The following is a 23,970-nucleotide window of genomic DNA, read 5'->3' on the forward strand; positions in this document are numbered from 1 at the left end:
AGGAGCCGTTCGATGCAAGTCCTCTACACCGCCCACGCTGTCTCGACCGGAGGCGGCCGCGACGAAGGTCGCTCCGCCACCGACGACGGCAAGATCGACGTCCTGCTGTCCCTCCCGGCCGAAATGGGCGGCAAGGGCGGCGCGGGGACCAATCCCGAACAGCTGTTCGCGACCGGCTACGCCGCCTGCTACATGGGCGCGCTGCGGCTGGTCAGCGGCAAGGCCGGTACGCCGGTCGGCCCGGACACGAAGATCCACACCTCTGTCGGCATCGGCCCGAACACCCGGGGCGAGGGCTTCAACCTGGACATCGCCATCAAGGTCACGGACCACGGCCTCGATCAGGCGGTCATCGACGACCTGATCCAGAAGGCCCATCAGGTCTGCCCCTATTCGAACGCCACCCGTGGCAACGTCGACGTGGCCTTGAGCGCGGCCTAGATTCTCCCGCAGCCTCCTCCTAAGGTTGCGTCAACCGCTTCAAGGGGGAGGATCGGATGGCGGAATACTCAGTTGGTCCTCGGGACGGGTTCGAGCATCGCCGCGCCCTGTCGGCGATGCTCCGCCTGCTCCACGACCTGTTCAAGGAAATCTGGCAGGACCGCGAGCTGCTTTTCCCCCGATCGTTTCAAGGCCCGCCGCCTGAGGCTCTGGAAATAGCCCTGGCGCGCCTCCGTGACCTGATGGGCATCGTCGAGAATATGGAGGTGTCGCCCGACCGCCTGGACGACTTCGGGCTGCGGGGCGAACCCCTCTATTTCAAGCTTCAGGTGGTCGAGGCCGCCAACAACGCTGTCGGTCCGGCTCGAAACCGCGCGCTTGAGAGAGTGGCGGACGGGCGGAGTCGGCGCAGATGGTGGGTTTACCGTTGGGCCGTGAAGGCGACGCTGGAAGCGATCGACGGTCCGCTGGAATCGCTGACGAAGATGCTGGGCGTCGCGGAAGGCATCGTCGAATTCAAGAAGGCCGTCGAGGTCCTGCTCGGTATCCGGAACGACGTGCCCGGCAGACCCTAGTCCAGCGTCGTCCGGTAGCGCAGCATCGCCAGCGTTCCGACCACCAGCACGAACAGGGCCAGGGCGAACAGGCTGGGGCCGGCGTTCTCCAGCCCCACCCCCTTGAGCAGCGATCCCCGCACCACCCGCAGGAAATGGGTGACGGGGATCGCCGTTCCGATGGCCTGAGCCCACTCCGGCATGCCCCGGAACGGGAACATGAAGCCCGACAGCAGGATCGACGGCAGCATGTAGAAGAAGCTCATCTGCATGGCCTGCAGCTGCGTCTTCGCCGCCGTCGAGATCAGGAAGCCCAGCGACAACGAGCCGATGATGAACAGCATCAGCCCCGCTCCCAGCGCGATCCAGCCGCCGCTCATCGGCACGTCGAACAGCAGCCGCGCCATCACCAGGATGACCGTCGCCTGCAGCAGGCCCACCACCACATAGGGCGTCAGCTTGCCGATCATGACCTCCAGCGGCCGCACCGGCGTGGCCAGCAGGCTCTCCATCGTGCCCCGCTCGCGCTCGCGGGCCATGCCCAGGGAGGTCATCATCACCAGCGTCATCGACAGGATCACGCCCAGCAGCCCCGGCACGATGTTGTAGGCCGTGATGGCCTCGGGATTGTAGCGCCGGTGCACGACCACTTCGAACGGCTGGCTCCCCGGCGCCCGGTTCGCCAGCGGGCCGGTCAACTCGCGGCTCAAGGCCTGGGTCGGCAGGCTGGCCAGGGCCGCCACCGCCCCGCTGGTCGCCGAGGGGTCCGACGCGTCCGCTTCGACCAGCAGCTGGGCCCGGTCCCCGCGCACGATCCGCCGCGTGAAGTCGGCCGGGATGATCACCGCGAACTGGATGTCGCCCCGCTCCATGGCCCGGTCCAGCTCGGCCTGGCTTCTGGCCTGCAGCGTGATCTCGAAATAGCCGCTGTTGTCCATCGCGGTCAGGATCGAGCGCGAGAAGGCGCCATGGTCCTGAACCAGCACCGCCGTCGGCAGGTTGCGCGGATCGTCGTTGATCGCATAGCCGAACAGCAGCAGCTGCACGATCGGCAGCAGCAGGATCATCGCATAGGTCAGCCGGTCGCGCGTCAGCTGCACGAACTCCTTGGCCATCACGGCCCAGGTGCGGGTCAGGGAGATCATCTCAGGCCGCCCTCGCCTTTTCCGCCTCGATGTCATGGATCAACTGGATGAAGACGTCCTCCAGCGTCGGCCGCGTTTCGGACCAGTCCAGCGGCGGCTTGCGCCAGGGGTTGATCGCCGCCTCCAGCGCCGCGCGGTCGCGGCCGGACACGTGCAGCGTCGTCCCGAACGGCGCCGCCATCTCCACGCCCGGCTTGCCGCGCAGCTCGGCCGCCAGCCGATCGGCGCCCGGCCCCTCGGCGTGGAAGGTGATCAGACCCGACGCGGCGATCACCTCGTCCGCCGTGCCGCGCGCCAGCGTCCGGCCGCCGGCGATATAGGCGATCTCGTGACAGCGCTCGGCCTCGTCCATGTAGTGGGTCGAGACCAGCACCGTCATGCCCTCGCCGGCCAGCGCATGGATCTCGTCCCAGAAGGTGCGGCGCGCCTCGGGATCCACCCCCGCGGTCGGCTCGTCCAGCAGCAGCAGGTCCGGCGAATGCAGGGTCGCCGCCGCCAGGGCGAGCCGCTGCTTCCATCCGCCCGACAGATTGCCGGCCAGCTGCGCACGCCGCGCGATCAGGCCCAGCCGCTCCAGCGCCGCCTCGACCCGTTCCCGACGCCGGTCCAGCTCGTGCACCCGCGCCGTGAAGGTCAGGTTCTGCTCGATCGACAGGTCTTCGTAGAGCGAGAATTTCTGCGTCATATAGCCGACGCGCCGCTTGATCAGCCGCGACTGTTTCATCACGTCGTAGCCGAGCACCGTCCCCTCGCCGCTGTCAGGCGTCAGCAGGCCGCACAGCATCCGCAGCGTCGTGGTCTTGCCCGCGCCGTTGGGGCCCAGGAAACCGCAGATGCGTCCCCGGTTCACCGTGATGCCGAAATCCTTCACCGCATGCAGCGACCCGAACGACTTGTTCAGGCCCCGCACGTCGATGACTTTTTCGTCTGCGCCGCGGTCAGAAGGGTCCGCCTTCTCGGCCCGACGCGGCGTGGCGTCGCTCATTCCTCCGTCTCCAGCGGCGTCACATCCACCGGCAGGCCCGGGTTCAGCGTCGCCGCGTTCGCCGGCAGGGCCTCGACGCGATAGACCAGCCGGTCGCGGCTGCCCTTGTTGTACAGCACCGGCGGGGTGAACTCGGGCCGGGCGCTGACCCAGGTGATCCTCGCCGTGCCGCGCGCCGCGCAGCCGTCGCAGGCGAAGCTCACGGTGCGGCCCGGCCGGTACCGCGCCATCTCGGCCTCGGGCACGAAGAAGACCAGCTTGACCTCCCGGTCCGGCAACAGGGCCAGGATCGGAGCGTTGGCCGCCGCCCATTCGCCGGGGCGATAGAAGATTTCCTCCACCCGGGCCGCGCCCGGCGCCGTCGGGGCCAGTTGCCCCAGCCGCACGTTGGCCTCGTTCAGCCCGCCCTCGGCCTGGGCCGCCTGCTGTTCCGCGGCGGCGATGGCGTCCTGACGCGCGCCCAGCGTCGCCACCTCGCGGCGCCGGCGCACCGCCGCCGTCTGGGCCCGCGCCGCGTCGCGCGCCGCCCGCACCTGATCCAGCCGGGCCGGGGCGTAGATTCCCCGCCGCACCAGCGGCTCGATGCGGGAATAATCGGCCTCCGCGACGCGTTCGGCCGCCAGCGCCGCCTGAAGTTCGGCGTCGAACACCGACAGCTCCTCGGCGCGCTGACCCTTTCTCAGGTCCTCGGCCCGCGCCTCGGCGGCGCCGACGGCGGCGGCCGCGCCCTCGGCCTGGGCCCGCTGGATGCCGGGATCGATCAGGAAGGTGCGCCCGCCCGCGGCCACCCGCTGGCCCTCGCGCACATAGAGGGCCGCGACAGACCCCGAGACCGGCGCCGCCAGATAGACCCTCTCGCCCTCGATATAACCGGTCAGGGTCCGGGCCTCGCTCCCGCGCAGGAACAACAGCCAGACCAGCGCGCCGACGACCACAATCGCGCCCAGCGCCAGTACGGGCCGCAGGCTCAGCTTCGGACGCGTCATAGCCTCATCCCCCTCAGGACCGTATCCAGATGCTGGTCGGCCAGCTTCGCCACATCGACCGGTTCGGCCCCGACCGGCTCGAACGTCTCGCGCCAGACCATCGACAGGACCATCGGCCCCATGATCCCGAAGGCGAACAGACGCGGATCACCCGGACGCACCTCTCCCCTCGCCTGCGCCGCCGCGATCAGGCCGCTCATCAGCGTGATGCCGGGCTGGACCACTGTCTCGTGCCAGATGGTCGCCAATTCGGGATGGTTGCGGCTCTCGGCGATGACCAGTTTGACCACGCCGGTGATGCGGCGGTCCGTGACCACCGTGCGGGCCAGCATGCCCACGCCCATCCGCACCGCCTGCTCGAACGGCACGGCGGCGGCGGCCATCATCTTCACCCGCTCCAGATTGGGCGAGATGGCGTCGGTGACGACCGCGCGGAACAGGTCGGCCTTGGTTTCGAAATACAGATACAGCGCGCCCTTCGACACGCCCGCCCGTTTCGCCACCTCCTCGAGGCGCGCTGCCTGGAAGCCGCGCTCTGCGAACACTTCCAGCGCGGCCGCGAGAATTTCGGCCGGACGGTCGGCGGGTCGGCGGCGGAATTTCGGTTCGCCCGGAGGCAGCATGGCGCACCCTGCTAACTGACCGGTCAGTTATTACGCTGGGCGAGCGCGCCTGTAAAGCGGCGTTCTTTCACCCTGCGCTCACCCGGCGCTGGACCCCGCCCCCGCGCTTTTCTATGGAAGCGCATGACCTCCCCGCTCGAAGCCACTCCCGATCCCCTGCTGACGCTGGAACCGCACCGCCGCGCCACGGTGCGCGAGATCTTCGGCGTCGACTCGGACATGACCGTGCCGGTCTTCACCGAGCGCGACAGCCACGTGCCCGAGATCGACGACGCCTACCGCTTCGACCCGCAAACGACGCTCGCCATCTGCGCCGGCTTCGCCTTCGACCGCCGCGTCATGGTCCAGGGCTATCACGGCACCGGAAAGTCGACCCATATCGAACAGGTCGCCGCCCGCCTGAACTGGCCGATGGTGCGGGTGAACCTGGACAGCCACGTCAGCCGCATCGATCTGGTCGGCAAGGACGCCATCGTCCTCAAGGACGGGAAACAGATCACCGAATTCCGCGAGGGCATGCTGCCCTGGGCCATCCAGCGCCCGATCGCCCTCGTCTTCGACGAATACGACGCCGGCCGCCCCGATGTGATGTTCGTCATCCAGCGCGTGCTGGAGGCGCAGGGGCGCCTGACCCTGCTGGACCAGAACCGCGTCATCCGCCCGAACAAGTGGTTCCGGCTGTTCTCGACCACCAACACCATCGGCCTGGGCGACACCTCGGGCCTGTACCACGGCACCCAGCAGATCAATCAGGGTCAGATGGACCGCTGGAACATCGTCACCACGCTCAACTACCTCGACCACGACGTCGAGGCCGGGATCGTGGCGGCCAAGGTGCCTGAGTGGAACAACGCCGAGGGCCAGCGCCGCATCGCGGCCATGGTCCGCGTCGCCGACATGACGAGAAACGCCTTCATGAACGGCGACATCTCGACGGTCATGAGCCCGCGGACGGTCATCACCTGGGCCCAGAACGCGATCATCTTCGCGGGGGACGTGGGCCTGGCCTTCCGGCTGACGTTCCTGAACAAATGCGACGAGCTGGAACGGCCGACGATCGCGGAGTTCTACCAGCGGGCGTTCGGGGAGGACCTGCCCGAGGCGGCGACGCGGGTGAAGGTGGGTTAGTCCTCCCGGTAGGTGGAGGAGCAGAGATCTGCATCCCACTCCCGGGAGATTTCTAGATGGTCGCGACCGGTTACCAACTCGAATCCTGAAAGGCGCTCGGCATCCAATAGGCGCTCAAGAATCTCTTTCCGGGCACTGAGGCGGAATGGCCCAAGAGCCGCGCGACCGTTCCGCCGCACAGTGCATCGGTGACTGGTCTCATTGCGGATGTCCAACAGCCACGCCCGAAAATCCATCAAGGGCTGGAGTTCGGCATGACCATTGCTGATCAGATTCTCGGCCGATTTGTCCTTCCGAACCACCGTACAGAGCCAACAGCCGAAGCGCCCTCCGCCGCAAGGCGGATCAATCGGTGATTTTATTACCGGGCACTCCCCGCTAGCCTTCTCGTAGAGGGACCATAGCTCGGGTCCATCTACGGCGGATGGTTCAGCAATCCAGAACAGCCCGTCCCAAACATCTTCGACCGAAAGGTCAAGAATCGGCAGAAAGAGAGTTAGGTCGGAAGTGCCTTCGGTCTGCTTGCTCCAGAAGCGGTCTTCGCCAGCGCTAAAGACTCGGTCACGCTGAGCACTTTCGCCCCGGCGCACACCTAGGACCACTACATCGGTAGGCTGCGCGCGCTCCCGAAGGTGTTCCTCGACAGGACGAATGCGAATGTCCTTCGTACACCATCTGAAGAAATTGTTCGGCGGTGGGTAACCGCGCCCCGCGATCCTGACCAACAGTTTCCTGCTCGGATCTGGTTCAAGTATTGAAACCGTGACCGGCAACCCAAATTGAGCGGCCTCAAGCTTAAGCCGCTCAAGCGTACGGCGCGCAGTTCGATTGGCGATCGGATTTTCCGAACCTGTGTCACAGTAGATGACCTCCCACTGTGCGCCACTGAGCTTCCCCCGCAGCGACAAGCTCCAGAACATTTTCAGTACGAGAGAAGAATCCTTTCCACCGCTGTAAGCAACTACCCAACGTCGTCCGGCCACAACTTCTTTCTGGATCCGGCCAGACGCCTCCAGTACGGCTTGCACTAGAAACCAGCTACTGTGAGCTTCTCAGAGAGTTTATCTCTAAGATTCATCTGTATGTACGTGATTTGCTCTCCACCCAATTTCTTATGGTAATTTGTCAGATGCAGAGAGACAAAAAACGATGATACAAAAACTATACCGTTTATCGCGATCGCGACCAGTATGTCTTCGTAAAATCCAATAAGAACGCCATATGCTAAACTAATTAATAGAACAATGAGGGCTACAGCCCTTCCATCTGCCGCTGTGGTCCACAATGCGCCGTTGAACCGAATATTGCTAGCCTTCAGTTTTAGGGACTCGTCAGAGTCGACGAAGCCGTAAAACACCTGCATCGCCTTGCCTGACGTCCAATCGGGTGATGGATTCTGCGATGGACGCCCGATCTCCCACAATCGATCTTTTATGTTTTGGTCGATCTGCCGAGCAAACAACCCATTGCTTAATCGCCTCAGACCAAACGCCGCATATACAAAAACAAACACAACGACATAGGTCGGAAATTTCACAAATTCGATCGGAAAGTTGTCGGCCGTAAGGGCGGTTGGCAAGCGCCCGACTAAGGGTTCGATCAAGAGCATCAAGAGGAAGCCCGGGGCCAAAAGCCGAACCAGCTTCAGGGTCGTCTGTTCCAACGCGCTGCTCCGAATCCGTGATCGCTCACGTCACCTCGCATCAAGCATACGTCAAAAACGGTCGTTTACCGCCGTCATGTTCTCGCCCCATTCCGCCAAGCCCCCGCCGCCATCGCTCGCGCCGTCTCCCGCACCCCTTCCGGCCACCCCTCCACCGCCGCATCGAACGCCGTCCAGTCGCCGGCGAACAGCATGCGGGTCGCCTCCTCATAGTTCGGCAGGTCCCCGGCGATGGCAGTCATGAAGCGGTAGGTCGCCTCCTTCGCCTTGCGCGCCCGGTCCGGCCCTTCGGCCTCGCGTAGCGCGCCCTCGACCAGTTTGCGCAGGGCCACGGAGGCGCCGCCGGGCTGTGCGGACAGCCAGTCCCAGTGGCGGGGCAGCAGGGTCACCTCGCGCGCCGTCACGCCCAGTTTCGGCCGGCCCGGCCCGCGCTTCTCCGCCTCGGGCGCGGGCGTCAGTCGGGCCTTCGCCTCGTCCAGGGTCCCGCGCAGGTCCAGATCGACCACCCGCCCCGTCGCGGCGTCGAACACCAGCAGGCCCGGGTCCGCCGCGGCCGCCGACCGGACGTCGGCCAGCACATCTCCCAACGGTCCGCGGGCGATCAGGCGATGGGCCGAAAAGACGACGACGGGCAGATCGATGGACGCGGACATGGCGGGCTCCGGACCGGCCGCGCCTGCGACCGCTTCTGACGTGGGGGCGCCCTATCCTGTCGCCTGGGGAGGCGCAGGAGGAGGCGATGGGTCGATGCGATCCGGACTATCCGGACCATCCGGACGGTGTTTTTCACCGCCGTTCTGCATCGAACCGGGTTTTACCCGGATCAAACTCCAACAGTCAATATGACCCGGGTAAAATATCAGAAGCTGGCGAACAGACTCGCGACGGCCGCGCCCTCGTCCACGTCGCTGTCGACCCAGGCGAGGCCGATCTCCACGGGTCCGAGCGGCGCCCGCGCGCCCAGCGACCAGTCGGTCTTGCCGTCGGGCGCCCAGGCGCCCTCCTCCCGGCCCACCGTGGCCTCGAACGCCACCGGCCAGGCCTCCGGCGCCAGCGCCGCCCCGGCCCAGACATAACGGTTGTCCTCATCGCCGAGGGCCGACTGCGCCGGGGCGAAGGCCGCGCCCAGCGTCCAGGTCCAGGGCCCGACCGTGCGTCCGGCCTGAACCGGGATCTCGACATAGGCCACGTCCGAGCCGTCCGGGTACTGGTAGGCCGCCACCGCGGCGTCGACGTCGAACCCCGCCAGCGTCCCGGCCCAGCCTCCGGTCAGGGTGATCTCGACCTCCGCCCCGTCGCCATCCGCGCCCAGGCCGTATTCCTCGATCGAGGACGCATACGCGTCGACGTAGAATCCGCTCGCGTGACTCACGGTCGCCCCCGCCTGCACGGCGGGATCGCCGCCCGACAGGGACGTTCCACGCCAGCGATAGTCGGACACGACGCCCGCCGTCGCCTCGAGGGTCCATGCATTCTCCGCCGACTGCGCCAGGGCGGGCGCGCCGAACAGGCTCAGACCCACAGCGAGGGCCGCTCGAACGACGTATCGCATTGGAAGAACTCCCCATTTCGGAGTCCATCCTGGGACCGGCGGCTTAACCGCCCGAATGCGAAGGTGGTGAACGAGAGAATAACCTTCTTCCGTCACCGGACTTTATCAGACGGCGGCGCAGCCTCGCTTCATGTCAGGGAAGGTTGCAACCTCAGAGCGCAAGGATCTCCAACGGATCGTCACCATCACCCTGGCGGCGCTCGCCATCGTGATCGCCGGCGCGGTCGGCCTGATGGCCTATGCCGCCGCCAGCGTCGACCGGGTCCAGACCGCCCGCGAGCAGCAGTTGGCCGAGGTCCGCGTCGCGCGCATGCTCGAGGACCTGACCGAGAACATCAATTCCTCGGCCATCTGGAACGACTCGGTCATCACCCTGTCCGGCGAACCGGACCTCGAATGGCTGCAGATCAATTTCGGCGACTACTACGCCGACTTCATGGGTCACGCCGTGACCCTGGTGTACGACCGGCACGGCGACCTGATCCTCGCCTCGCGGGACAGCGAACCGGTGGCGCTGGCCCGCGAACAGGCCTTTATCGACGCGGTTACGCCGCTGGTGGCCCAGGTGCGGCGCGAGTCCGACGCCAAACGCGACCGGCCCAGGGCGGCCTTCGAGGCCTCGGTCAACCGCACGGCCATCGTCCGCGCCGGCGCCGACATCTATCTGGTCGGCCTCGGTACGGTCGTGCCGGAAGACATGTCCACGCCCCGCCTGTCCACCGACCCGATCATCGTGTCCGCCAAGCCGGTTTCCGTGCTGCTGGCCTCGCTTGAGAAGGATCTGGCCCTTCAGGCCCCCGCGCTGGCGGATGCGGACGCCGCCCGGGGCGACCGCGGCGGGATCGTCCTGAACGGGCCGGAGGGTGCGCCCCTGGGTCAGGTCCTGTGGACGCCCGCCGATCCCGGCCGGGCGGTGCTCCTTGGCGCCGCGCCGGTCATCGGGGCCGTCATTCTTCTGCTGGCCGCCGCCGTCGTCGCCCTCTTCCTCCGCATCAGCCGCATCGTCCGCCGCCTGGAAGAGAACGAAGCCGACCTGACCGAGGCGCGCGACCGCGCCGAGGCGGCCAATATCGCCAAGAGCCGGTTCCTGTCCGTCATGAGCCACGAGCTGCGCACGCCGCTGAACGGGGTTCTCGGCATGGCCCATGTGCTCGGTTTCGGGAACCTCGATGCGAAACAGCGCAGTCAGCTCGGCGTGCTGAAACAGTCCGGGGAAAGCCTGCTGGCCTTGATCGAACGGATCCTGACCGTGGCCCGGCTGGAGAAGGGCGAACTGATGCCCGAACCGTCCGCGGTGGATGTCGCCTCCCTGATCGAGGCGCTCGGGACCGAGTACCGGGGCTCGGCCAAACGGATCGGGCTGACGGTGGAGACCCTTGTCGACAGCGCCGTGGACGGGCTGTGGCGGCTGGACGGCGTCTATGTCCGGCAGGCCCTCGGCCATTTGCTGGAGAATGCAATCCGTCACACCCCCGAGGGTTCGATCCGTCTCGAGGCGCATGTCATCGCCCAAGGCCTTGAGTTCCGCGTCGTCGACACGGGGATCGGCATCGCCCCGGAACGTCTGCCCGATCTGTTCGGCAAATTCGTCCAGCTCGACGATTCCTCGACCCGGACCGGGCAGGGCGCCGGCGTCGGCCTGACCCTGGCGCGGGGTCTCGTCGAGGCCATGGGCGGGACCGTCCGCGCCATGAGTACGCCCGGCCTCGGCTCGACCTTCATCCTGGAAGTGCCCGCCGAACGGACTGGGATCGTGGATCAAAGCGATCGTATGGCCGCCTGAGGCCTCAGCCGTTCTCCGCCGCCATTGCGAACAGCCGCGCGATCTCCGCGTCCACCTGCTCCGGTCCGTCCAGTTCGACCACCGCGTTCAGCCGCTCCGACCAGCTTTCCCTGCGCAACGCCGGGGTCAGCCGTACCGATACCGCTGGATCCAGCTTCAGCCCCAGCAGGGCGCGCCCGCCCTTCAGCGGCCGCGTCGCCGCGAACTGCACCGCCCGCGAGAAGGAGGTGTAGCCCTTGCGCTGGCCCGAGATGACCCCGTCGGCTCCACCGGCCAGGCGCTCGATCGCCTCCAGGATGGCCAGCGAGCCGGGGTCCTTCCACAGCGCCTGCCGCAGAGCCTCGGGCTCGTCCCAGCCCGGGCCGTCGGAGGGCCGGCAGGCGTCCAGTATCTGCGCGGCATGGTTCTGACCGACGCCATGGTTCGCTTTCAGCCAGGCCGCCTGGGCCCGGGGCGCCGTCTCGGGGCAGGCCTTCATGATCTCGACCCAGGCCGCAACGGGCCTGCCCGTGGCCTTCTCGAAATTGGCCTGCACCGTGGCGAACCATTTCTGCTGCCGTTCGGTCAGCACCGCGCCGCTCTTCATGCCGTTTCTCCACTCAGCCAGGCCGCGAGGTTGGCGACATACTGTTTCGTCTGCCGCATCGCCTCGGGATCGCGGATGATGGCGTCGCCCGGGGCCTCGGTGACGAAGCTGGGGCAGCCGTCGCGCGGGTCCCAGTTGTAGTCGGCGAAATGGTGGAAGGTGCTCTGGGCCACGCCCCGGCCCGGTTTGTCCGGCTGGCCCGCGAAGGCCACGGCGATGTTGAAGGGCCGGCCCGTCGCCCTGCTGGTCCCGCTGGCCACGACCCGGGCGTCGGGCTCGGACGCCGGGACGCCGATCCCGCCCTCGTGCGGATGGGCCGGCAGCCGGTTCAGAACGCCGCCGTCCGCGTCCCTCAGCAGGGGGTGGACCTCGCCCACGGGCCGGATCGCCTGCCAGTCGCCGTTGGCGCCGGAATGATAGTTGGGGAAGTCGATGTCGGGCGTGCCGGTGTCGTCGCGGGTGTTGCGCCCAGGATCCGGATCGGGGTTCCGGCTGTGAAAGAAGTGGGCGTCCCCCACCCCGCCCAGGGTGCAGACCGACGAGCCGAGGTCCATGTGGTCGCGGGTGATCATCAGCCCGCCGCCACGCGCCCGAAAGGCCCCGATGGCGGCGCATTCGTCGCCGTTGAGCCCGTCGCCGACGTCGACCGCGAACAGCCAGAGCTGGTCGAAGTCGCTGTCGGCCAGGCCGCCCAGCACAGGATCGGTCTCACCGCCCGGGACGGCGCGGTCGCGGGCCGTGACCTCGACGCCCGGCAGGGAAGCGAGGTGGGCGGCCAGCCGGCTGAAGCGGCCGATGTGCCAATCGTCCTCGACGGGCGGGATGGTGGTCTGGAGCAGGATCTTCGTCATGGGCAGGCCTCCGGACAGTCTTCGCATCGTCTCCCGTCCGCCCGACGCGTCAAGCCCGCAAAAGATTGGCCGCGGGACGCCTTGCCGCAGGAACCGCCGCCCCCGACATGCACTACCGGTGCAGGCCTCCCCGCCCATTTGCAGCAAGGATTACCCCATGACCGACCAACGCATCGAAGGCGCCGCAGACACCCTGACCGGCGAGGCCCAGTCCGGCCTCGGCCGGATGACCGGCGACAGCAAGCTTCAGTTCGAGGGCAAGTTCAACGAGTACAAGGGCAAGGCCCGGGACGCCTATGGCCGCGTCATCGACGGGCTGGACGGCCTGGTCGAGAAGGCCCCGGCCCAGTATCACGAGAGCGCCCGCAAGGGTCTGGACTTCGCCCGCCGCAAGCCGCTGCTGACCACCGGTATCGTCGCCGGCCTGGCCATCCTGCTGGGCGGCGTCGGCCGCCGCCGCTAACTCCGCTGGCAGACAAACAAAAAAGGCCCGGGCGGCGACGTCCGGGCCTTCTTCGTGTCAGTCGGCGGCCTGGGCCTCGACCGCCTTGACCTGGGCGGCGTTGGGGCCGGCGATGTCGAAGGCGATCTTGCCGTCGGTCAGGGTCACCTTCACATGGCCGCCGCGGGTCAGGCGTCCGAACAGGATGTCGTCGGCCAGCGGCTTCTTGATGTGCTCCTGGATGACCCGGGCCAGAGGCCGCGCGCCGTACAGTTCGTCGAAGCCGTTCTTGGCCAGCCAGTCGGCCGCCTCGTCGGTCAGTTCGATGGTGATGTTCCGGTCCGCCAGCTGGGCTTCCAGCTGGATGATGAATTTGGTCACCACCGACTTGATGGTCTCGGCGTCCAGCGCCTTGAAGGCGACGATGGCGTCGAGGCGGTTGCGGAACTCCGGCGCGAACAGGCGCTGGATAGCCTTCTCGTCCTCGCCCTCGACCTTGCCCCGGCCGAAGCCGATGGAGGCGCGGGCGTTGTCGGCGGCCCCGGCGTTGGTGGTCATGATCAGGATGGTGTTCCTGAAGTCGACCTTCTTGCCGACCGCGTCGGTCAGCATGCCGTTGTCCATCACCTGCAGCAGGATGTTGTAGACGTCCGGGTGGGCCTTCTCGATCTCGTCCAGCAGGACCACGGCGTGCGGATGCTGGTCGACGGCGTCGGTGAGCAAGCCCCCCTGGTCATGGCCGACATAGCCCGGAGGCGCGCCGATCAGACGGCTGACGGTGTGCCGCTCCATATATTCCGACATGTCGAAGCGCAGCATCTCGATGCCGAGAGTCGAGGCCAGCTGTTTGGCCACCTCGGTCTTGCCCACGCCCGTCGGGCCGCTGAACAGGAAGGCGCCGATGGGCTTCTGAGGATCGCGCAGGCCGGCGCGGGCCAGCTTCATCGCCGCCGAAACCTGTTCGATCGCCGAAGACTGGCCGAACACCACCCGGTTCAGGTCGGTCTCGAGCTGGCGCAGGCCCTCGGTGTCGGACTTGGACACCGACTTGGCCGGAATGCGGGCCATGCGGGCGATGACGACCTCGACCTCCTTCTGGCCGATGACCTTCTTTCGCTTCGACTCAGGCAGCAGCATCTGGCTGGCGCCCGCCTCGTCGATGACGTCGATGGCCTTGTCGGGCAGTTTGCGGTCGGTCATGTAGCGAGCCGACAGCTCGACCGCCGTGCGCAGCGCCGCGTCGGTGTAGCGGACCTTGTGGTGGCCCTCGTAGGAGGTCTTCAGCCCCTTCAGGATCTTGATCGTGTCCTCGACCGTCGGCTCGTTGACGTCGATCTTCTGGAAGCGGCGGGCCAGGGCCCGGTCCTTCTCGAAATGCTGGCGATATTCCTTGTAGGTGGTCGAGCCCATGCAGCGCAGGCTGCCCGAGGCCAGCGCCGGCTTGAGCAGGTTGGAGGCGTCCATGGCCCCGCCGCTCGTCGCGCCGGCGCCGATCACCGTGTGGATCTCGTCGATGAACAGGATGGCGTTGTCGTGCGTCTCCAGCTCCTTGACGACCTGTTTCAGCCGCTCCTCGAAGTCGCCGCGGTAGCGGGTGCCAGCCAGCAACGCCCCCATGTCGAGGCTGTAGATGGTGGCACCTTCCAGCACCTCCGGGACCTCGTGGTTGACGATCTTGCGGGCCAGGCCCTCGGCGATGGCGGTCTTGCCGACGCCGGGGTCGCCGACCAGCAGGGGGTTGTTCTTGGTGCGGCGGCACAGGATCTGGATCGCCCGCTCGACCTCCCCGAGACGACCGATCAGGGGATCGATCCTGCCGTTGCGCGACTTCTCATTGAGGTCGACGCAATAGGCTTCCAGCGCTTCTCCGCCCGTCTTGGCGGCGGCCGCGTCGTCGGCGTCCTCGGGGGAAGAGCCGGTCTTGGCCGGACGCGTCTCGCCGGAACCGCCCGCCTTCTTGGCGATGCCGTGGGCGATGTAGTTGACCGCGTCATAGCGCGTCATGTCCTGCTCCTGCAGGAAGTAGGCGGCGTGGCTTTCGCGCTCGCTGAAGATGGCGACCAGCACGTTCGCGCCGGTGACCTCCTCGCGGCCCGAGCTCTGGACGTGAATCACCGCGCGCTGGATCACGCGCTGGAAGCCCGCGGTGGGTTTGGCGTCCTCACCGTCGCTGGTGGCGAGCGCCGCCAGGTCGGTGTCGACATACAGGGTCAGCGCCGCCTTCAGATTGGTCAGGTCGACGTTGCAGGCGGTCATGACATTGGCCGCGTCGGGGTCGTCGATCAGGGCCAGCAGCAGGTGCTCGAGCGTGGCGTACTCATGCCGGCGCTCGTTGGCGTAGTGCACCGCGCGGTGCAGGGTCTCTTCGAGAGGACGAGAAAACGAGGGCATGGACAGATCCTCTCAGTCTTTTTCCATCGTGCATTGCAGGGGGTGCTGGTGGCGGCGGGCGGTCTCGATCACCTGTGCGACCTTTGTTTCGGCCACCTCGTAGGTGAAGACGCCGCAGACCCCGACCCCATGCTGATGCACATGCAGCATGATGCGAGTCGCGGCCTCGCGGTCCTTCTGGAAGAACCGCTCCAGCACATAGACGACGAATTCCATCGGCGTGTAGTCGTCGTTCAGGATCAGCACCCGGTACAGCGAGGGCTTCTGAAGTTTCGGCTTGGTCTCGGTGACCGTGGCGGCGCCGAGGCCTCCATCGTTCTGTTCACCTGGCCTGCGTGACGGCGGCATTCGTGGTCCAGTTTGGGGAGAAGACGGATCAGATAGGGAATGATGGCCTGAATTGAAGATGCGTCCAGTCACAGCTTTATGTTCTGGCGCAGGCTGAAGCGCTTTTCAGTGTTGCCGCCGGAAAGTGCGGGGAGGAGGCGGAGCGCGGGCGGCTTCGCCCGGAACCGAATGATGGCCCCCTGCTTTCGCGTTGCGGGGACCGGGATATGTTTTCGGCGTCGCCGCCTTCGCTCCGCGCGACCGGTTCACGCAAGCCGACGGGGGCGGGCTTCATCAAGGCGGCCTGCGGGGCTTTCGGGACTTTCCCACCCCGGCCTTTTCGCCGCATTCATCCCTGTCCGTCGTACGCTCGCGACGGGCGGAAGGCTTCCAGGCCTCCCGGGCCCCGGGGTTTCGACACCCCGGGCAGTCCGCCGCCCCCACGCCCCCGTTATTCCACAAGCCGCAGGTATGAGCCGCGCAAGGGTCCGGGCGACGATTCCGGGACGACGTTTCCCGCTCGATCGCACCCCGCCGCACGTGATTGGCCCTGGCGCCAGACGCCCTCCCCCGCGACGGGATGCAGCCATTATGCGGGCGCCGGGAGGGGGTGCGCAGGAGACGGAGGTCTCAAAAGCAGAAGTGGCTGGAAAGGCGGGATGTTTTTCCGCCAATGCGACTATATCCGCACCCTGCCTGTCGTCATCCCGGCGAAGGCCGGGACCCGGCGGCGCCGAAGGCGATGCCGGACGCAGCCGCGCTCCCGACAGCTCCGCGCTCTCGCGCGCCCCCGGTATGACGACAGGCAGGCGGGCGCGGCGCGGGCGACAGCAGCCACGCCACGATATCCCGCCCCCCTCCCATCGCCTTCGGCGACCGGGAGGAGACGGGAGGGCTCAAGGATGACCGGGAATTCACGGGACCTGAGCCCGCGCGACGGTGATAATGGCCCTTGGCCGGGCGCTTTCCGGCGGAGTTTCCCATGACCCTGCCCCTCGCGTTCGCCCTCGCCGCCCTGCTCCAGACGCCGCCGGTGCAGATTCCGCAGGGCGCGGCGCTGACCGAGGCCGTGTCCGCCGCCGACGCCGCCTTTTTCGAGCTGTTTTTCGAGGGCTGCGATCCGGCGAACCTGGCCACGATGGTGACGGACGACTTCGAATTCTTCGACGACCGCGGCGGACGCGTCGCCACGGACGGCGCTGGCTTCGTCGCCCAGTACGCGACACGGTGCGAGGCGCGCCGCGCGCCCGGCGGCTGGCGGACGCGCCGCGAACTGGTGCAGGAAACCGTGGGCATATATCCGATCAACAACTACGGGGCCGTCGAGACGGGCGAGCACCTGTTCTACGAGAGCCATGCCGACGGCCCGGAGGCGCTCGCCGGACGCGCCCGGTTCAGCCAGATGTGGAAGCTGGAAGACGGCCGCTGGAAGCTGGCGCGGGTGTTCAGCTACGACCACGGCCCGGCCGCCGAATAGCGCACAGCAAAAAGCCCCCGGCGTTTCCGCCGGGGGCTCTTCGGTACGCCTACTGAACTCTCAGGCTTAGCGGGCGGCCTGGAACTTTTCGACCGAGGCGGTGACGCGCTCGTTGATCGGCTTGAAACTGTCCTTGACCGAGGCGGTCACGACGTCCGTCGCCTTGGTGACTTCAGCCAGCCAGGCTTCGCTCGCCGACTTGGCCCAGGTCGTCTGCAGCTCGAGCAGCTCCTGGATCGAGCGGGCCTGCGACATCGACTGGGCGGCGGCGACGCCGTCTTCCCAGGACTTCTTCGTGAAGGCGACGCCTTGCGCCGACAGGGTCTCGACGCCCTTCTGGGCGGCGGCGGCCGAGGCCACCAGCGCTTCGAGGTTCTGCTTGCCCTGGGCGTTCAGCTCGCTGATGCCCGCGGCCGACTTGTCGGCGACTTCGCGGAAGGCCTTGGCGCCGGCGGCCTGGGCCTGTTCGGCGTTGGCCTGGAACGTGGCCTGGGCCTTCTCGGCCGAAGCCTTGACGGTGTTGGCGGCGGTTTCAACGGTCTTCTTGACGGTTTCGACGGTGGCGTCAGCCATGATGATCTCCTGAAACGTTTTTCGCGGCCGGGGGACCGCCTGATTGTTTGCGCGACGGAACCCGTCCATCGCGACAGTCGGCTATATGGTGCAAGTGCGAAGAAAGGTCAAGGAGATTTTGTGCGCTGCACAATAACTTCATATCAGCGTTGCAGCGCCTGACAGGCGAAGCCGCTTCACAAATCCGTTGACGGCTTGTTTACCCTCACGAAACCCCGATGACGCATGTTAGCCTTTCGTCAGCGTCGCGTGGTGGGGCCGCCGTCGCGCTAATGTCTTGTGAGGCCTGCCTTTGTCGCTCTCCGTCCTGATCCGCCGCGGATGGTTGTCGTTGCTGCTGGTGGCCGCCCTGGCCATGACGCCGACGACCGCCCCCCTGGTCGCCCAGTCCTCGGACAATGCGCGCTACGCCGCCATCGTCGTCGACGCCGAGTCGGGCGAGGTGCTGTTCTCGCGCTATGCCGACAATCGCCGTTACCCGGCCTCCATCACCAAGGTGATGACGCTGTATCTGACCTTCGAGGCGCTCAGCGAGGGCAAGGTGAAGCTGGACGACGTCCTGACCGTTTCGTCCCACGCCGCCAGCCAGCCGCCATCCAAACTGGGCCTCGGCGCTGGTGAGACGATCAGTCTCGACAACGCCATGCGCGCGACCGCGGTGCGCAGCGCCAACGACATGGCCGTGGCCATCGCGGAACATGTCGGCGGCTCGGAATCCCGCTTCGCCGCCCGCATGACGGCGAAGGCGCGCGAGCTGGGCATGACCCAGACACAGTACGTCAACGCCAACGGCCTGCCCGACAGCCGCCAGATTACCACGGCCCGCGACCTGGCCGTCCTGGCCCGCGCCGTGATGCGCGATTATCCGCAGTACTACCGCTATTTCGGCTTGCACGACTGGGCCTACAACGGCCGTGAATACCGCAACACCAACGGCCTGCTGCGCGGCGGCGCCGGCTATGACGGGATGAAGACGGGCTACACCAACGCCTCGGGCTACAATCTGGCCGCCTCGTCGGTGCGGGACGGCAAGCGCCTGATCACCATCGTGCTGGGCGGCCGTTCGACGGCCAGCCGCAACGCCCATGTCGCCGCCCTGATGGACACGGGCTTCGACGTCGAACGCGCCCGCGCGCGAGGCGAGACCATCCAGATCGCCCAGACCTTCTTCGAACAGCGCGGCTTCGGCATCGGCCAGGAGCTTCCGGGCGGCGTCGAATACGCGTCGGCCGCCAATGAGGACGGGCCCGACGTCGGCGGCGAGGGCGTGGCCTATACCGCCGTGGTCGCAGCCCAGCCCCAGCCTCTGCAGGTCACGCCCGCACCGTCGGAGGCCCGCCCGCCCGCTGCGATCCAGCGCGCCGAGGTCCGCACCACGGGCGACCTGACCGCCGCGCTCAACGGCGGTTCCGCCCCCGCACGCGCCGCGCCGCCCCCTGCCCGGCCCGCCGCCCGGCCGCCCGCCCGGACGCCCGCCGGCGCCTGGTCGGTCCAGGTCGGCGCATTCCGCGATGAAACGGTGGCCAGCAACTGGCTGACCGAGGTCAACCGCCGCTTCCGCACCCAGTTCACCGCCGCCGAACGCTCGGTCCAGAACGCCGAAGGCTGGTACCGCTCGCGCTTCACCGGAATGAGCGAACAGGCTGCCCAGGCCGCCTGCGCCGCCCTGGCCGAGCGCCGCGTCACCTGCATGGTCGTCCGTCCCCAGGGTTAGGCCGGGGCGGACCCCCGTATGGGGGGGACTGTCGACCGGCTGTCGCGCCATCCTGGCTGACGTCCATTCACCATAGCCGTAAGCCGTCCCTTAAGCAGGCGGGCGCACCCTTCCGGGTCCGGGGGATGGTGTGGAGACGGCAATGGCTCCGTCGTACGTCCGTCGACTTTTCGCCCGCCTGTTCGGCGGCGCCGCAGGCGCCGACAAGGCGTCCGACGCCGATCTGAAGCTCCTGGTCGAGAACAGCCGCGACGTCCTGTGCCGGCTGGGCCCCGATTTTGTGATCCGCTACTGCTCGCCGTCGTCGACGGCGGTGCTGGGCCGTCCGCCGGACGAGATGATCGGCCAGCGGCCCTCGTCCATCGTCCTTGAGGAAGACCGGCCCGTCATCGCCGCTGCGGCCGAGCGCATGGTCCAGGGCGAGGACGTCAAACCCCTGGTCCTGCGGACGCTCAAGCCGGACGGGGACATGGCGTGGGTCGAGACGAGCTCGCGGGCCCTGCGGGATCCGCAGACGGGGGCCCTGGTCGAGGTCATTCTGGTAATGCGCGACGTATCCGAGCGGCAGGCGCTACAGCGCCGGCTGGAGTTCGAGGCCACGACGGACGGTCTGACCGGTCTGGCCAACCGCCGGGCGTTCGACGAGGCCCTCGAGCGGGAGTGGGCCCGCGCCGTGCGCAACGACACGGAGTTGTCGCTGATCCTGCTGGATGTCGATCACTTCAAGGCGTTCAACGATCGCTATGGACATCATGCGGGCGACGCCTGTCTTCGCGACGTGGCCCTCGCGGTCCAGGAGGTGGTGCGCCGCCCTGGCGATCTGGCGGCGCGCTACGGCGGCGAGGAGATCGCCGTCATCCTGCCGGGCACCCCGGCCTCGGGCGCCGCGAAGGTCGCGGACGCGCTGCGTCTGGCCATTCTGGATCTGGGCCTCGCCCACGCCGACAGCGCCTGCGGCGTCCTGACAGCCAGCCTGGGCGCCGCCACGGCGACCGGCTCGGTTGGCCTGACCATCGCCATGCCCGCGGGGCTCCTGATCGGCGCGGACGGCGCCCTGTACCGGTCCAAGCACAAGGGCCGCAACCGGGTCGAGACGGTGACCCTGCTGCCGCCGAAGCGGGGGGCGCATGCGGCCTGACCGCCCGCCGCCCGCAACCGCCTTGCCCGCCGGGCCCTTTTCCCCTATACGCGCCGCCTTTCCAGGACTTCGGTCCCGGTCGCGGAACTCCAAAGGGTTCGGGAAGTCATCCCGGCCGCCGCATCGGGATCCATCGTGGGAGAGGACTTACCCGGTCCCCTCGCGCCGACGTCCTACAAGGGAGAATACCGCATGGCTCTTTATGAGCACACGGTCATGTCGCGCCAGGATATCAGCGCGCAACAGGCCGAAGCGCTGAACGACACCATCAAGGGCTTGATCGAAGCCGGCGGCGGCACCGTCGCCAAGATCGAGTACTGGGGTCTGCGCAACCTGACCTACCGGGTCAAAAAGAACCGCAAGGCGCACTATTCGCTGCTCGCCGTCGACTGCCCGCCCGCCGCCATGGCCGAGGTGGAACGTCAGCTGTCGATCAACGAGGACGTCCTTCGCTGGCTGACCGTCCGCGTCGAGGAACTCGACCTGGAACTGTCGCCGCTGCTGGCCCGCCGCGAGCGCGAGCGCGAACGTGAACGCGAGCGTACGCCGCGTGACGACGCCGCCGCCGAAGCAACCTTCTAAGGGAACCGGAACATGACCGACACCACCGCCCCGTCGCCGGGCGCGCCGGCCGGCTCCGGCCCGGCCCGCCGCCCCTTCTATCGCCGCCGCAAGGTGTGCCCGTTCACGGGCCCGCAAGCGCCGAAGATCGACTACAAGGACGTCAAGCTGCTGCAACGCTACATCAGCGAACGCGGCAAGATCGTCCCTTCGCGCATCACGGCCGTTTCCCAGATCAAGCAACGCGAACTGGCCAAGGCCATCAAGCGCGCCCGCTATCTGGCCCTCCTGCCCTATGTGGTGAAGTAAGATGAAGGTCGTTCTGCTTGAACGCGTCGAGAATCTCGGCGCCATCGGCGACGTCGTGTCCGTCAAGGACGGCTTCGCCCGTAACTTCCTTCTGCCGCGCGACAAGGCCCGTCGGGCCACGTCGGCGAACCTGAAGGCCTTCGAACTCGACCGCGCCGCCATCGAGGCCCGCAACGAGAAGAACAAGGCCGACGCGCAGACGATCGCCGACAAGATCGACGGTCAGACCTACGTCATGATCCGGCAGGCCGGTGAAACGGGTCAGCTGTACGGATCGGTCGCCGGCCGCGACGTCGCCGAGGCCGTCCAGGCCGAAGGCGGCAAGGTCGAGCGCTCGCAGGTCGTGCTCAACATCCCGATCAAGACGCTGGGCGTCCACGAAGTGCTGGTCCGCCTGCACGCCGAGGTCTCGGCCACCGTCAAGATCAACGTCGCGCGTTCGGCCGATGAAGCCGAGCGTCAGGCCAAGGGCGAGGACGTGATCAAGGCCGCCTATGACGAGGACCGCGAAGCGGCCCTCGAACAGGCCAAGGACATGGTCGCCGGCGGCGCCGGCCAGCAGGAAGGCCTGGGTTCGGAAGCCTGAAGCTTTCCTGCCGTGGCTACCGCGCCGGCGCTGCTTGAGCCGGGCGGATCGCTGATCTGAATGAGGGCGCGTCCTGCGGGGCGCGCCCTTTTTCACGGGCGCAGAACGTCGTTGTTTCGCCATGAATTGCCGCAATCTGGCGGTCCCGGAGGGGTTATCATGACACGTATCATCCTGATCGCCGGCCTCGCGCTGACCATGGCCGCCGGATCCGCCCTGGCCCAGCCGGCCATGACGCTCGACACCTTCGTCACCCGCGCCAACCGGATTCCGCTCAATCCGACGGCCATGCTGCGCCCCGACGCCCACCGCCTGAAGGGCGAGGCCGAACGCGCATTCCGTACGGTCGGCAATGAGATCGAGGCCGCGCGCACGGCGGGCCGGACGCCGCCCGCCTGTCCGCCCACGCAGATCAATCTGAACGTCCGCCAGATGCTGACGTTTCTGAACGGCATTCCGGAGGCGCGCCGCCAGCGCATGACCGTCACCGACGGCATCCGAAGCTGGATGGCCTCGCGATATCCGTGCGGAGCCTGAGCCGTTAACTGATCCGGTTACGGAATTCGCCGTCGTCCACAGCGGCTGGAATCTGTCCCCGTCGAAGGCTACGTCCAAACGTGTCGTAGCCCGCGCGCATGGGTAAGACATGAGCCCCATGAACGCCTTCGCACCGCTCGCCTTCCCGGGTCCCGCAGACTCGGGGTCCATCCCCTCGATGCCCCACAACCTCGAGGCTGAGCAGGCCCTGCTCGGCTCGCTGATGTTCGACAATGCGGTGTTCGAACGGCTCAGCGACCGGCTGCGCGGCAGTCATTTCTACGAGCCCTTCCACCAGCGGCTCTACGAGGCGATCGAGGACCACATCCGCCAGGGCATGCTGGCCGAGCCGACGATCCTGATGGAGCGGTTCAAGCAGGACCCCGCCTTCCAGGAGTTCGGCGGCCTGCGCTACCTCGCCGACCTGGTCGACCGCGCCCCGCCGGCGGCCAACGCCCCCGACTACGCCCGCGTCGTCTACGACCTGGCCCTGCGGCGCGACCTGATCCGCATCGGCGGCGAGATCGTGCGCGAGGCCCCCCAGCCCGAAACCGCCGCCATCGACCAGATCGAACAGGCGGAACAGCGGCTTTACACCCTTGCCGAGACGGGCAAGCCGTCGTCGGGTTTCGTCAGCTTCTCCAGCGCGCTGTCGGGCGCGGTGCAGATGGCGGCCGAGGCCTATCAGCGCGACGGCAAACTGGCCGGTCTGGCGACCCATCTCGACGATCTGGACGCCAAGCTGGGCGGCTTGCACCCCTCCGACCTCCTGGTCCTCGCCGGCCGTCCGTCGATGGGCAAGACGGCGCTGGCGACCAACATCGCCTTCAACGTGGCCCGCAATTACCGCTGGGAGCCGACGCCCGAGGGCCGCAAAACGGTCAATGGCGGGGTCGTGGCCTTCTACAGCCTCGAAATGAGCGCCGAACAGCTGGCCATGCGTATTCTGGCCGACGCCTCGGGCGTGTCGTCGGACAAGCTGCGCAAGGGCGAGATCGACGCCGCCGACTTCGGCAGGATCCGCGAGGCCGCCGTCGAGATCGGCGAGAGCCCGCTGTTCATCGACGCCACCGGCGGCCTGTCCATCTCCAAACTGGCCGCCCGGGCGCGCCGGCTCAAGCGGATGGAGCACGGGCTGGATCTGATCATCGTCGACTATCTGCAGCTCATCACGGTCGGCGACGGCAACAACCAGAAGAACCGGGTTCAGGAGGTGTCGGAGATCACCGGCGCCCTGAAGGCCCTGGCCAAGGAACTGTCGGTGCCGATCATCGCCCTGTCGCAGCTGTCGCGTCAGGTCGAGCAGCGCGAGGACAAGCGGCCACAACTGTCCGATCTGCGCGAATCCGGCTCGATCGAGCAGGACGCCGACTGCGTCATGTTCGTTTACCGCGAGAGCTATTATCTGGGTCGCGCCGAACCGCGCGAGGGCTCGCCCGAACACCTGCAGTGGCAGGAGGACATGGACCGGCTGGAGCACCAGGCCGAGGTCATCGTCGGCAAGCAGCGGCACGGCCCGATCGGCATCATCAAGCTGAGCTTCGACGCCAATACGACCAAGTTCGGGAATCTGGCGCAGGGCCAGAGGTACGACAATTACGACTGATCGCGTCCGCGA

26 protein-coding genes are annotated in these 23,970 nt (G+C 67.4%); 13 read left to right on the forward strand and 13 right to left on the reverse strand.

From position 1 onward, the window contains the following. Positions 1 to 12: 12 nt before the first annotated feature. Positions 13 to 441, forward strand: a complete 429-nt coding sequence (locus BrevBR_RS02815; protein ID WP_339999860.1) for an organic hydroperoxide resistance protein — start codon at positions 13 to 15, stop codon at positions 439 to 441. Between the two features lie 56 nt (positions 442 to 497). Further along, the gene (locus tag BrevBR_RS02820) at positions 498 to 1,016 is read left to right on the forward strand and encodes a hypothetical protein (RefSeq protein WP_332640946.1); all 519 of its coding nucleotides are present in this window, start codon (positions 498 to 500) and stop codon (positions 1,014 to 1,016) included. Here the strand turns inward: BrevBR_RS02820 and BrevBR_RS02825 are convergent. The 4 genes from BrevBR_RS02825 to BrevBR_RS02840 are packed head-to-tail and all read right to left on the reverse strand — an operon-like array spanning position 1,013 to position 4,734. After that, complete coding sequence (locus BrevBR_RS02825) at positions 1,013 to 2,140, reverse strand: ABC transporter permease (protein WP_332640947.1); 1,128 nt, start codon at positions 2,138 to 2,140, stop codon at positions 1,013 to 1,015. The two genes, BrevBR_RS02820 and BrevBR_RS02825, sit on opposite strands and share 4 nt — an antisense overlap. A gap of 1 nt (position 2,141) precedes the next feature. Continuing rightward, positions 2,142 to 3,125 (reverse strand): ABC transporter ATP-binding protein, encoded by a 984-nt coding sequence (locus BrevBR_RS02830; RefSeq protein ID WP_339999861.1) that lies wholly within the window; start codon positions 3,123 to 3,125, stop codon positions 2,142 to 2,144. Further along, positions 3,122 to 4,111 carry an HlyD family secretion protein gene (locus tag BrevBR_RS02835; RefSeq protein WP_339999862.1) on the reverse strand — a complete coding sequence of 330 codons (990 nt, stop codon included), beginning with the start codon at positions 4,109 to 4,111 and terminating at the stop codon, positions 3,122 to 3,124. The genes BrevBR_RS02830 and BrevBR_RS02835 overlap by 4 nt, the downstream gene beginning before the upstream one ends. Continuing rightward, positions 4,108 to 4,734 (reverse strand): TetR/AcrR family transcriptional regulator, encoded by a 627-nt coding sequence (locus BrevBR_RS02840; RefSeq protein ID WP_339999863.1) that lies wholly within the window; start codon positions 4,732 to 4,734, stop codon positions 4,108 to 4,110. Before BrevBR_RS02840 ends, BrevBR_RS02835 begins: the two co-directional genes overlap by 4 nt. Before the next feature lie 123 nt (positions 4,735 to 4,857). On the opposite strand from BrevBR_RS02840, the gene cobS reads away from it, so the two are divergent. After that, positions 4,858 to 5,862, forward strand: a complete 1,005-nt coding sequence (gene cobS / locus BrevBR_RS02845; protein ID WP_339999864.1) for a cobaltochelatase subunit CobS — start codon at positions 4,858 to 4,860, stop codon at positions 5,860 to 5,862. Here cobS and BrevBR_RS02850 read toward each other — a convergent pair. From BrevBR_RS02850 to BrevBR_RS02865, 4 genes are all read right to left on the reverse strand, one after another. Then, positions 5,859 to 6,890: a phosphoadenosine phosphosulfate reductase domain-containing protein gene (locus BrevBR_RS02850; RefSeq protein WP_339999865.1), complete on the reverse strand. Its 1,032-nt coding sequence runs from the start codon at positions 6,888 to 6,890 to the stop codon at positions 5,859 to 5,861. The two genes, cobS and BrevBR_RS02850, sit on opposite strands and share 4 nt — an antisense overlap. Continuing rightward, positions 6,890 to 7,525, reverse strand: a complete 636-nt coding sequence (locus BrevBR_RS02855; RefSeq protein ID WP_339999866.1) for a hypothetical protein — start codon at positions 7,523 to 7,525, stop codon at positions 6,890 to 6,892. Before BrevBR_RS02855 ends, BrevBR_RS02850 begins: the two co-directional genes overlap by 1 nt. Positions 7,526 to 7,599: 74 nt before the next feature. Next, on the reverse strand, positions 7,600 to 8,178 hold the full coding sequence (locus BrevBR_RS02860) for a DUF2239 family protein (RefSeq protein WP_339999867.1): 579 nt from the start codon (positions 8,176 to 8,178) through the stop codon (positions 7,600 to 7,602). 206 nt (positions 8,179 to 8,384) lie between these two features. Then, positions 8,385 to 9,077, reverse strand: a complete 693-nt coding sequence (locus tag BrevBR_RS02865) for a TorF family putative porin (RefSeq protein WP_339999868.1) — start codon at positions 9,075 to 9,077, stop codon at positions 8,385 to 8,387. A gap of 130 nt (positions 9,078 to 9,207) precedes the next feature. On the opposite strand from BrevBR_RS02865, the gene BrevBR_RS02870 reads away from it, so the two are divergent. After that, positions 9,208 to 10,860 (forward strand): sensor histidine kinase, encoded by a 1,653-nt coding sequence (locus BrevBR_RS02870; protein WP_339999869.1) that lies wholly within the window; start codon positions 9,208 to 9,210, stop codon positions 10,858 to 10,860. Positions 10,861 to 10,864: 4 nt separating this feature from the next. Here the strand turns inward: BrevBR_RS02870 and BrevBR_RS02875 are convergent, their stop codons facing one another. Both BrevBR_RS02875 and BrevBR_RS02880 read right to left on the reverse strand, forming a co-directional pair. Continuing rightward, entirely contained in the window at positions 10,865 to 11,446 is a 582-nt protein-coding gene (locus tag BrevBR_RS02875; RefSeq protein ID WP_339999870.1) for a DUF4287 domain-containing protein, read from the reverse strand. Next, positions 11,443 to 12,297: a hypothetical protein gene (locus BrevBR_RS02880; protein WP_339999871.1), complete on the reverse strand. Its 855-nt coding sequence runs from the start codon at positions 12,295 to 12,297 to the stop codon at positions 11,443 to 11,445. The genes BrevBR_RS02875 and BrevBR_RS02880 overlap by 4 nt, the downstream gene beginning before the upstream one ends. Before the next feature lie 157 nt (positions 12,298 to 12,454). On the opposite strand from BrevBR_RS02880, the gene BrevBR_RS02885 reads away from it, so the two are divergent. Beyond that, entirely contained in the window at positions 12,455 to 12,760 is a 306-nt protein-coding gene (locus BrevBR_RS02885; RefSeq protein ID WP_339999872.1) for a CsbD family protein, read from the forward strand. 57 nt (positions 12,761 to 12,817) lie between these two features. On the opposite strand, the gene clpA is transcribed toward BrevBR_RS02885, so the two are convergent. After that, the gene (clpA, locus tag BrevBR_RS02890; RefSeq protein WP_332640959.1) at positions 12,818 to 15,130 is read right to left on the reverse strand and encodes an ATP-dependent Clp protease ATP-binding subunit ClpA; all 2,313 of its coding nucleotides are present in this window, start codon (positions 15,128 to 15,130) and stop codon (positions 12,818 to 12,820) included. 12 nt (positions 15,131 to 15,142) lie between these two features. Beyond that, positions 15,143 to 15,478, reverse strand: coding sequence for an ATP-dependent Clp protease adapter ClpS (gene clpS, locus BrevBR_RS02895; protein WP_055832546.1), 336 nt, complete (start codon positions 15,476 to 15,478; stop codon positions 15,143 to 15,145). A gap of 961 nt (positions 15,479 to 16,439) precedes the next feature. Between clpS and BrevBR_RS02900 the strand changes: the two genes are divergently transcribed. Further along, positions 16,440 to 16,934, forward strand: a complete 495-nt coding sequence (locus BrevBR_RS02900; protein ID WP_339999873.1) for a nuclear transport factor 2 family protein — start codon at positions 16,440 to 16,442, stop codon at positions 16,932 to 16,934. A gap of 66 nt (positions 16,935 to 17,000) precedes the next feature. On the opposite strand, the gene BrevBR_RS02905 is transcribed toward BrevBR_RS02900, so the two are convergent. Continuing rightward, positions 17,001 to 17,507 carry a phasin family protein gene (locus tag BrevBR_RS02905; RefSeq protein ID WP_332639040.1) on the reverse strand — a complete coding sequence of 169 codons (507 nt, stop codon included), beginning with the start codon at positions 17,505 to 17,507 and terminating at the stop codon, positions 17,001 to 17,003. Between the two features lie 292 nt (positions 17,508 to 17,799). On the opposite strand from BrevBR_RS02905, the gene BrevBR_RS02910 reads away from it, so the two are divergent. From BrevBR_RS02910 to BrevBR_RS02940, 7 genes are all read left to right on the forward strand, one after another. Continuing rightward, positions 17,800 to 19,221 carry a D-alanyl-D-alanine carboxypeptidase family protein gene (locus BrevBR_RS02910; RefSeq protein WP_332639042.1) on the forward strand — a complete coding sequence of 474 codons (1,422 nt, stop codon included), beginning with the start codon at positions 17,800 to 17,802 and terminating at the stop codon, positions 19,219 to 19,221. A gap of 142 nt (positions 19,222 to 19,363) precedes the next feature. Further along, positions 19,364 to 20,359 (forward strand): sensor domain-containing diguanylate cyclase, encoded by a 996-nt coding sequence (locus BrevBR_RS02915; RefSeq protein ID WP_339999874.1) that lies wholly within the window; start codon positions 19,364 to 19,366, stop codon positions 20,357 to 20,359. A 192-nt stretch (positions 20,360 to 20,551) separates the two neighbouring features. Further along, positions 20,552 to 20,941, forward strand: a complete 390-nt coding sequence (rpsF, locus tag BrevBR_RS02920) for a 30S ribosomal protein S6 (RefSeq protein ID WP_056615127.1) — start codon at positions 20,552 to 20,554, stop codon at positions 20,939 to 20,941. Positions 20,942 to 20,953: 12 nt separating this feature from the next. Continuing rightward, positions 20,954 to 21,229, forward strand: coding sequence for a 30S ribosomal protein S18 (gene rpsR / locus BrevBR_RS02925; RefSeq protein WP_055828934.1), 276 nt, complete (start codon positions 20,954 to 20,956; stop codon positions 21,227 to 21,229). A gap of 1 nt (position 21,230) precedes the next feature. Beyond that, entirely contained in the window at positions 21,231 to 21,815 is a 585-nt protein-coding gene (gene rplI, locus BrevBR_RS02930; protein WP_332639047.1) for a 50S ribosomal protein L9, read from the forward strand. A gap of 159 nt (positions 21,816 to 21,974) precedes the next feature. After that, the gene (locus tag BrevBR_RS02935) at positions 21,975 to 22,352 is read left to right on the forward strand and encodes a hypothetical protein (protein ID WP_332639049.1); all 378 of its coding nucleotides are present in this window, start codon (positions 21,975 to 21,977) and stop codon (positions 22,350 to 22,352) included. A gap of 118 nt (positions 22,353 to 22,470) precedes the next feature. Further along, a complete protein-coding gene (locus BrevBR_RS02940) occupies positions 22,471 to 23,958 on the forward strand; it encodes a replicative DNA helicase (RefSeq protein WP_332639090.1) in 1,488 nt (495 codons plus the stop codon). Positions 23,959 to 23,970: the final 12 nt, after the last annotated feature.

Source organism: Brevundimonas sp. BR2-1, assembly GCF_037626195.1.
Taxonomy (GTDB): domain Bacteria; phylum Pseudomonadota; class Alphaproteobacteria; order Caulobacterales; family Caulobacteraceae; genus Brevundimonas.

Coding starts and splice junctions, on each gene's coding strand:
- BrevBR_RS02815 (WP_339999860.1), top strand. CDS start 13: ATGCAAGTCCTCTACACCGCCCACGCTGTCTCGACCGGAGGCGGCCGC.
- BrevBR_RS02820 (WP_332640946.1), top strand. CDS start 498: ATGGCGGAATACTCAGTTGGTCCTCGGGACGGGTTCGAGCATCGCCGC.
- BrevBR_RS02825 (WP_332640947.1), bottom strand. CDS start 2,140: ATGATCTCCCTGACCCGCACCTGGGCCGTGATGGCCAAGGAGTTCGTG.
- BrevBR_RS02830 (WP_339999861.1), bottom strand. CDS start 3,125: ATGAGCGACGCCACGCCGCGTCGGGCCGAGAAGGCGGACCCTTCTGAC.
- BrevBR_RS02835 (WP_339999862.1), bottom strand. CDS start 4,111: ATGACGCGTCCGAAGCTGAGCCTGCGGCCCGTACTGGCGCTGGGCGCG.
- BrevBR_RS02840 (WP_339999863.1), bottom strand. CDS start 4,734: ATGCTGCCTCCGGGCGAACCGAAATTCCGCCGCCGACCCGCCGACCGT.
- cobS (WP_339999864.1), top strand. CDS start 4,858: ATGACCTCCCCGCTCGAAGCCACTCCCGATCCCCTGCTGACGCTGGAA.
- BrevBR_RS02860 (WP_339999867.1), bottom strand. CDS start 8,178: ATGTCCGCGTCCATCGATCTGCCCGTCGTCGTCTTTTCGGCCCATCGC.
- BrevBR_RS02865 (WP_339999868.1), bottom strand. CDS start 9,077: ATGCGATACGTCGTTCGAGCGGCCCTCGCTGTGGGTCTGAGCCTGTTC.
- BrevBR_RS02870 (WP_339999869.1), top strand. CDS start 9,208: ATGTCAGGGAAGGTTGCAACCTCAGAGCGCAAGGATCTCCAACGGATC.
- BrevBR_RS02875 (WP_339999870.1), bottom strand. CDS start 11,446: ATGAAGAGCGGCGCGGTGCTGACCGAACGGCAGCAGAAATGGTTCGCC.
- BrevBR_RS02880 (WP_339999871.1), bottom strand. CDS start 12,297: ATGACGAAGATCCTGCTCCAGACCACCATCCCGCCCGTCGAGGACGAT.
- BrevBR_RS02885 (WP_339999872.1), top strand. CDS start 12,455: ATGACCGACCAACGCATCGAAGGCGCCGCAGACACCCTGACCGGCGAG.
- clpA (WP_332640959.1), bottom strand. CDS start 15,130: ATGCCCTCGTTTTCTCGTCCTCTCGAAGAGACCCTGCACCGCGCGGTG.
- clpS (WP_055832546.1), bottom strand. CDS start 15,478: ATGCCGCCGTCACGCAGGCCAGGTGAACAGAACGATGGAGGCCTCGGC.
- BrevBR_RS02900 (WP_339999873.1), top strand. CDS start 16,440: ATGACCCTGCCCCTCGCGTTCGCCCTCGCCGCCCTGCTCCAGACGCCG.
- BrevBR_RS02905 (WP_332639040.1), bottom strand. CDS start 17,507: ATGGCTGACGCCACCGTCGAAACCGTCAAGAAGACCGTTGAAACCGCC.
- BrevBR_RS02915 (WP_339999874.1), top strand. CDS start 19,364: ATGGCTCCGTCGTACGTCCGTCGACTTTTCGCCCGCCTGTTCGGCGGC.
- rpsF (WP_056615127.1), top strand. CDS start 20,552: ATGGCTCTTTATGAGCACACGGTCATGTCGCGCCAGGATATCAGCGCG.
- rpsR (WP_055828934.1), top strand. CDS start 20,954: ATGACCGACACCACCGCCCCGTCGCCGGGCGCGCCGGCCGGCTCCGGC.
- rplI (WP_332639047.1), top strand. CDS start 21,231: ATGAAGGTCGTTCTGCTTGAACGCGTCGAGAATCTCGGCGCCATCGGC.
- BrevBR_RS02935 (WP_332639049.1), top strand. CDS start 21,975: ATGACACGTATCATCCTGATCGCCGGCCTCGCGCTGACCATGGCCGCC.
- BrevBR_RS02940 (WP_332639090.1), top strand. CDS start 22,471: ATGAACGCCTTCGCACCGCTCGCCTTCCCGGGTCCCGCAGACTCGGGG.